7 protein-coding genes and 1 pseudogene are annotated in these 6,999 nt (G+C 56.6%); 7 read left to right on the plus strand and 1 reads right to left on the minus strand.

Translation table 11 applies throughout. The features are described 5' to 3' along the window. The 7 genes from ADADOO_RS01025 to dnaB form a co-directional block, all read left to right on the plus strand. Window positions 1-1,867, plus strand: a 1,867-nt coding sequence (locus ADADOO_RS01025) for a type IV pilus assembly protein FimV (protein WP_511274306.1), incomplete at its 5' end; no start/stop codon positions are given. Beyond that, complete coding sequence (locus ADADOO_RS01030; RefSeq protein WP_511274307.1) at window positions 1,867-3,648, plus strand: acyl-CoA dehydrogenase; 1,782 nt, start codon at window positions 1,867-1,869, stop codon at window positions 3,646-3,648. The genes ADADOO_RS01025 and ADADOO_RS01030, both read left to right, overlap by 1 nt. Window positions 3,649-3,761: 113 nt before the next feature. After that, the gene (rpsF, locus tag ADADOO_RS01035; protein ID WP_511274308.1) at window positions 3,762-4,145 is read left to right on the plus strand and encodes a 30S ribosomal protein S6; all 384 of its coding nucleotides are present in this window, start codon (window positions 3,762-3,764) and stop codon (window positions 4,143-4,145) included. 30 nt (window positions 4,146-4,175) lie between these two features. Then, a complete protein-coding gene (gene priB, locus ADADOO_RS01040; RefSeq protein ID WP_511274312.1) occupies window positions 4,176-4,496 on the plus strand; it encodes a primosomal replication protein N in 321 nt (106 codons plus the stop codon). Further along, window positions 4,468-4,743 carry a 30S ribosomal protein S18 gene (rpsR, locus tag ADADOO_RS01045; protein WP_511274309.1) on the plus strand — a complete coding sequence of 92 codons (276 nt, stop codon included), beginning with the start codon at window positions 4,468-4,470 and terminating at the stop codon, window positions 4,741-4,743. Before priB ends, rpsR begins: the two co-directional genes overlap by 29 nt. Before the next feature lie 18 nt (window positions 4,744-4,761). Continuing rightward, window positions 4,762-5,208, plus strand: coding sequence for a 50S ribosomal protein L9 (rplI, locus tag ADADOO_RS01050; protein WP_511274310.1), 447 nt, complete (start codon window positions 4,762-4,764; stop codon window positions 5,206-5,208). 65 nt (window positions 5,209-5,273) lie between these two features. Beyond that, entirely contained in the window at window positions 5,274-6,683 is a 1,410-nt protein-coding gene (gene dnaB, locus ADADOO_RS01055; protein ID WP_511274311.1) for a replicative DNA helicase, read from the plus strand. Between the two features lie 7 nt (window positions 6,684-6,690). Here dnaB and ADADOO_RS01060 read toward each other — a convergent pair. Then, window positions 6,691-6,999, minus strand: a pseudogene (locus tag ADADOO_RS01060) (transglutaminase); the annotation flags it as partial.

Here is a 6,999-nt window from a genome sequence, read left to right on the forward strand (position 1 = left end):
AGCTTCGACGATTCGGCTTATCTGGCAGGAAAATAACAGCTACAATTTCAATAATTCAATGTCATTTGGAGTTTCGTCTTTGCGGCGCCATGCTTATCGCTATTCTTTGCCGGTCTTGATGCTCGCTTTTTCGGGAGGGGTGTTTGCGGTCGGTTTGGGTGATTTGCGTGGGCAGCCCGTTCTGGGTGAGCGGATTCAGCTCGAAATCGATCTTCTGGGTGCAGAAAAGCAGAAGCTTGACGCCAGTTGTTTTCGTCTTGTACAGCCGCCTGGGTCAGGCGATCTTCCTTGGCTCAGAAAAGCCGCCTTGAGCGTGCGCAAAGGCGTGCAGCCAGTTCTCGAAATTCGCTCGGATGTGCCGTTACGCGAACCGATTATGCAATTGGCGGTTCAGTTGGGTTGCGGGCATGAGGTATCCCGAGAATATATTCTTATGGCATCCCCGCTCGGGAACGGGCAGTCTCCGAGGGCAGAGCCGCCCCTGCGTGAAGTTGTGGCGCCTCGTGATAAACAGCCGGTTCGGCGGCCGGTTCGAGTGCGCTCGGTCGTGCCAGTGATCAGCGCTGAGCCACCGAGGTTGCCTGTCCGGCCTGCTGAAAAACGCTCCGTTTCTCGTGAAATGCCAGACCGCCTGATGTTGTCGGACGATGGCGATGTCGCTGAACCATCCTTGCGTCTGGCGACTGGATTGTCCAGTGGGAGGGCGGAGACCAAGGAGACACAGCGCGAAATATTGCGTCTTGAGTTCCGGATGTTAATGGCCATGCACGAACAGGCCACGTCGCAAATGGCGACTGCCGAAAAGTTGCGGAACATGGAGGGTACGCTGGGGGAACTCCAGCAGCGTGCGGCAGAGTTTGCCCAGCGTGTGGAAACGGGGGGCGCGACACCTGTATCCAACTCCTCTGCGCCTGATGACGTTGCACGCAATGGTTCACCACCCACCGTCGCTGCGCCATCGCCAACTGGCGATATGTCTGTCAGACAGCCGCAAAAATTCCCTCCAGCCGCCGAGGAGCCCTCGTCGGGATTGTCGGAGTGGGCGCTTTACGGGGTTCTGATTGGATCGGCCCTCGGCTTGGCTGGTTGGCTCGGATGGAGAAATTATCGAGAGAGGATGCTCGGCGCCAGCAATTCTCAAGCTCCGATCCTGATTCCTGAATTGAAGGTTGATCCAAGGCGCGCCGATGAACGCGAGGAACTTGGTGGCGTCGACCTTCCTTTTGAGCCGGTAGCCATGGGCATGCCGATGCAAGTCGATGTTGAGCTTGATGCCGACGGGGGCGAAAGCCCATCCAGTCGATCGGAAATGCCCAGGCAGGCGAAGGCGCCTGAGCGTGGACATGACTCCCTGATGTCGATCAATGCGACGACATTGGATGAGCATTTTGAAGCCAATCCTGTTATGGAACTGGCCGACATCATGCTTTCGTTTGGTCGAGTCAAGGGCGCTGCCCAGGCGTTGCAGGAGTATATCGATCACAATCCGCGGGAGGCATTGCAGCCGTGGATTCGCTTGATGGATGTGTACCGGATGGCCGGTATGCGCGCGGAGTTTGAAAATGTCGCCCGCAATCTCAATCTGCATTTCAACGTTGAGGTTCAGAGTTGGGACGATGCTCTTTCCGCGATAGATGTTTCCGGTGAGCAGCCAGTCGTGCCCGGCGTACAGTCTCTGGAAGGCCTGCCTCGTCTGGTCAATACAATCGTCGATTTGTGGAATTCCGGCGATGTCGTCGGTTACATGTACCAATTGCTGCGTGACAACCGGGGGGGGCAACGTCTGGGTTTTTCCTTGCCGGTGGTCGAGGATGTGCTGTTCCTGATCGAGTTAAAAGAAACCGCTAACCGTATGGAAAAAAATTGATGAGCGAATATCTTGCCCCGCTGAAAGAAATACGTTTTGTCATGCAGGAGTTGGCTGGTCTTGATCTGGTGGTTTCTTTACCAGGGTTTGAGGAGGCAACGCCAGACATTGTTGACGCGATACTGGAAGAGGCTGCCCGCTTTGCCGGTGAGGTTTTGTCGCCATTGAACCGGGTTGGCGACAGGGATGGCGCCAAATGGAAAGATACCGTTGTTACGACTACGCCAGGGTTCAAGGAAGCTTACCGTCAGTTTGTCGATAATGGCTGGAACGGCCTGAGTTGCGACCCGGAATTTGGCGGGCAGGGCTTGCCCAAGCTCTTGTCTACGGCCGTCAGCGAAATGTGGAAGGCTGCCAACCATGCTTTTTCGCTGTGTCCGATGTTGACGCAGGGTGCGATCGAGGCGTTGATGATTGCCGGAACCGATGAACAGAAGGCAGTTTATCTGCCGAATCTCGTTTCCGGCGACTGGACCGGCACAATGAACCTGACCGAGCCATCGGCTGGTTCGGATCTGGCAGCCGTGCGCTCGCGCGCCGAACCGGTGGGTGATGGAACGTACAGCATTTTCGGTCAGAAGATTTTCATCACTTATGGCGAGCATGACATGACGGACAACATTGTCCATCTCGTGTTGGCGCGGACCCCCAATGCACCCGAAGGAGTCAAAGGTATTTCGCTGTTTGTCGTCCCCAAGTTCCTGCTCAAGGCTGGCGGTAAGCCGGCTGAGCGCAATGACGTTTATTGCGTTTCGATTGAGCACAAGCTGGGCATTCACGCGAGCCCGACGGCAGTCCTGGCCTTCGGCGACCACGGTGGGGCTATCGGCACGCTGGTTGGTGAAGAAAACCGTGGGCTCGAATACATGTTTATCATGATGAATGCGGCTCGCTTCAATGTTGGCCTCGAGGGGCTGGGCGATGCCGAGCGCGCCTATCAGCGTGCAGTGGTTTATGCCAAGGATCGTGTCCAGGGTACCGAAGTCGGTGTCCGGGGCGGTCCGAAGGTGCCGATAATCAAGCATCCCGATGTGCGCCGCATGCTGCTGTCCATGCGCGCCCGCATAGAAGCCATGCGAGCGCTGGCCTATGTCACGGCCGCTGCACAGGATAATGCACATGGCAACCAGGATGCTGCGGCTAGAGAAAAAGCACGGACTTTTGCCGACCTGTTGATTCCTGTCGTCAAGGGCTGGAGTACCGAGAGTGCCATTGATATTGCTTCGCTCGGCGTGCAGGTTCATGGTGGCATGGGTTATATCGAGGAAGCCGGTGCTGCTCAGCATTTGCGCGATGCGCGGATTACCGCCATCTACGAGGGAACGACTGCCATTCAGGCGAATGATCTGATCGGTCGCAAGATTGCTCGCGAAAAAGGGGCAACGATCATGGCGGTCATCGCGGATATGCGGGCTGCGGCAGCGCAGCTTGATGGCGATCTGGCGGTCATTGGCGCTCGGCAGAATGCTGCGGTCGACGCGCTACAAAGGGCTGTTTCCTGGATTGTGGCCAATTTCTCCACTGATCCTAACGCGGCCCATGTCGGTGCAGTTCCTTTCCTCCATCTCTTCGGCATAGTGGCGGGTGGCTGGCAGATGGGGCGCGCCGCAGTTATTGCCCGTAGCAAGATTGCTGCCGGAGAAACCGATCCTTTCTGGATAGCAAAACTGGCGACGACCCGGTTTTATGCTGATCATTTCCTGACCCAGGCATCGGGCCTGGCCGAATCCGTGGTGGCCGGTGCGGCTGGTGCCCTGGAACTCGCCGAAGACAGTTTCTGAGAATCAGTTCCCTGTTTTTCCCAAATGCCAACGGTTTCTGATATAGTCGTGGGCTTTTCCACCTTGCCCTACCGCACCCGCATGGCGGAGGGTTTATCCCAAAAGGAGATTGCATGCGCCATTACGAAATCTGCTTTATCGTCCATCCGGACCAAAGCGAACAGGTGCCCGGCATGGTCGAGCGCTATCGCGCCATTGTTGCCGCCAAGAACGGCACCATCCATCGCCTGGAAGACTGGGGCCGCCGTCAGCTGGCTTACCCGATCCAGAAGATCCACAAGGCCCACTACGTTCTGATGAACATCGAGTGCGACGGCGATACGCTGAACGAACTCGAACATGCGTTCAAGTTCAACGACGCAGTACTGCGCCACCTGACCGTCAAGATGAAAGCGGCTGTGACGACTCCTTCCCCGATGATGAAGGAAGAGAAGTCGAAGTCGATGATGCCTAGCGATGCAGCTCCGGCTGTGCAGGCTGAACCGGCTGCTGCCTAAGACTCTGTGCGGGATTAACGGCTGAACTGCATCACACTCTCCGGAAAACTGGTCGAGCGCAAAGCATTGCGTTTTACCCCGGCCGGAGTACCGGTTAGCGAAGGATGGCTGCAACACAGCTCCTCGCAAACTGAAAGTGGCGCAGAGCGCTTGGTGGAAGTGGAAATTGCTGTCGTGGCCTTGGGTAATACTGCCCGCTGGCTGCAGGCAGCGCCCCTTGGGGGTCAAGTCAAACTGACTGGATTTCTGGCTGCCAAAAGTCGCAACAGCAAGGCTCCCGTGCTGCATGTGAATACACTCGAATTTTTGGAAGGAAACGAAAATGGCTCGATTCTTCAAGAAGAAGGATGACGACAAGAAAAAGAAGCGCGGTGGCGGCCTGTTCAAGCGTCGCAAGTTCTGCCGCTTCACGGCTGAAAAGGTCGAACAGATCGACTACAAGGATGTGGATGTCCTCAAGGAATTCATCCAGGAAAACGCCAAGATCATGCCGGCTCGTCTGACCGGCACCAAGGCCGGCTATCAGCGCCAGCTAAGCACTGCTATCAAGCGTGCCCGCTTCATGGCCCTGCTGCCGTACACCGATAACCATCAATAATTTTCGAGGAGACGAAACATGCAAATCATTCTGCTCGAAAAGGTTGTCAACCTCGGTAATCTTGGCGACGTCGTCAAGGTCAAAGACGGCTATGCCCGTAATTTCCTGATTCCGCAACGCATGGCCAAGCGTGCCACGCCGGCCGCCATGGCTGAGTTCGAAACGCGCCGCGCCGAACTGGAAAAGCTGGCTGCTGAAAAGCTGGCTGCTGCCCAGACTGTTGCTGAGAAGATGAACGGTACTGCTGTCTCCGTCGCCCGCAAGGCTGGCATGGACGGTCGTCTGTTCGGTTCCGTCGGTAACGTTGATATCGCTGACGCCCTTAAGGCGGCAGGCTTCGATGTGGACAAGTCGGCCATCCGCATGCCGGACGGTCCGCTCAAGGCAATCGGCGAGTTCCCGCTTGACGTTGCTCTGCACACCGACGTGCTAGCCAATATCACCGTGGCAGTGGTCGCCGAGTAATTTCGCTCATCACCCACCAAAAAGGCCTCGCAATCGCGAGGCCTTTTTAATTTAAACTTGCCGCCATGAATCAACGTCCGCCCAAGCAAAGAATCCCCGATTCCACCCTTGATCACCTGCGTGTTCCTCCCCACTCCATCGAGGCTGAGCAGTCGGTTTTGGGTGGCTTGTTGCTGGATAACCAGGCCTGGGACCGAATCGGTGATCAGGTCGCAGAAACCGACTTTTACCGGGATGAGCACCGGCGTATTTTCCGGCAGATTCGCAAGTTGCTGGATAACGCCAAGCCGGCTGACGTGGTCACTGTTGCCGAGGCGCTTGACGGCGCTGGCGAAGGTGATCAGACCGGTGGGTTGGCCTACCTTGGTGAGCTGGCGGCTAATACGCCATCGGCGGCCAATATTAAACGCTATGCCGAAATCGTTCGCGAGCGTTCGGTGTTGCGCAAGCTTGTTGCTACGGCCGACGAGATTGCCGCCGATGCCCTCAATCCGCTGGGCCGGGATGCCGAGACGCTCCTAGATGAGGCGGAATCCAAGATATTCAGGATTGCAGAAGCGGGGGCCGGGCATAGCGAAGGCTTTGTACACATCAATCCCTTGCTGACCCAAGTGGTGGAGCGGATTCAGGAGTTGCATGACCGCGACAATCCTTCGGATATCACCGGTGTCCCGACTGGCTTTATCGATCTCGACCAGAAAACATCCGGCTTTCAGCCGGGTGATCTGATTATCGTTGCGGGTCGTCCATCAATGGGTAAAACGGCATTCGCACTGAATATTGCCGAAAATGTGGCGGTCGAAAGCGGATTGCCCGTCGGTGTTTTTTCGATGGAAATGGGCGGAGCCCAGTTGGCCATGCGGATGCTGGCTTCGATTGGGCGTTTGAATTCGCAGAGTCTGCGTACTGGCCGAATGTCCGATGACGAGTGGTCGCGTCTCTCCTTTGCACTGGGAAAATTGCACGAGGCACCGATCTATATTGACGAAACGGGCGGTCTAAGCCCGGCCAATCTGCGCGCCCGCGCCCGGCGCCTGGCGCGCCAATACGGTGGGAAGCTGGGCTTGCTGGTCATCGACTACATCCAGTTGATGAGCGGCAATCGGCAGGGTGAAAATCGGGCGACCGAGGTTTCGGAAATTTCCCGCTCCATCAAGTCGCTGGCCAAGGAGTTGCAAGTGCCCATCGTCGCCCTCTCGCAGTTGTCTCGGAAGGTCGAGGAGCGGACCGACAAGCGACCGATGATGTCCGACTTGCGCGAATCTGGCGCTATCGAGCAAGATGCTGACGTGATCCTGATGATGTATCGCGATGAGTATTACAACAAGGAAAGCCAGGATAACAAGGGTATGGCCGAAGTTATCATCGGCAAGCAGCGCAACGGCCCGACCGGGACGGTACGCATGGCTTTCATTGGGGAATACACGCGTTTCGAGAATCTGGCCAGTGGCGGCTTCGTAGACTCGCAGAACTGACGGTTCTTTATAGAACGACTTGCCGGGTGCGGATGCTGTATTGGAGGGCGGCATTGGAGCGGCTACCCGATGATGACTCGAGTTGCGGCATGAGGAGGAAGGGGACGGCTGTATTCTTTCCGGGCAGGACGACATCGGTCCCCAGATTGAAGGCAATCCAGTTCATTTCCCATACGCCGAACAGAATTTTCTTCAGTGAGATCAGCTTGCTGTCGCGATCGGAAAGCACTTCCATGGAAATCGCTCGGCGTACATCGCTGGGGTCAACGGGAATCCATCCGTAGCCTGGCACGTAGAATTCGGCGCGGACGTGATG

This window comes from Azonexus sp., from assembly GCF_036170495.1.
Classification (GTDB): Bacteria; Pseudomonadota; Gammaproteobacteria; order Burkholderiales; family Rhodocyclaceae; genus Azonexus.

Excerpts from the sequence above, each read along its gene's own strand:
- rpsR (WP_511274309.1), top strand. The coding sequence starts at position 4,468 with ATGGCTCGATTCTTCAAGAAGAAGGATGACGACAAGAAAAAGAAGCGC.
- dnaB (WP_511274311.1), top strand. The coding sequence starts at position 5,274 with ATGAATCAACGTCCGCCCAAGCAAAGAATCCCCGATTCCACCCTTGAT.
- rpsF (WP_511274308.1), top strand. The coding sequence starts at position 3,762 with ATGCGCCATTACGAAATCTGCTTTATCGTCCATCCGGACCAAAGCGAA.
- ADADOO_RS01030 (WP_511274307.1), top strand. The coding sequence starts at position 1,867 with ATGAGCGAATATCTTGCCCCGCTGAAAGAAATACGTTTTGTCATGCAG.
- rplI (WP_511274310.1), top strand. The coding sequence starts at position 4,762 with ATGCAAATCATTCTGCTCGAAAAGGTTGTCAACCTCGGTAATCTTGGC.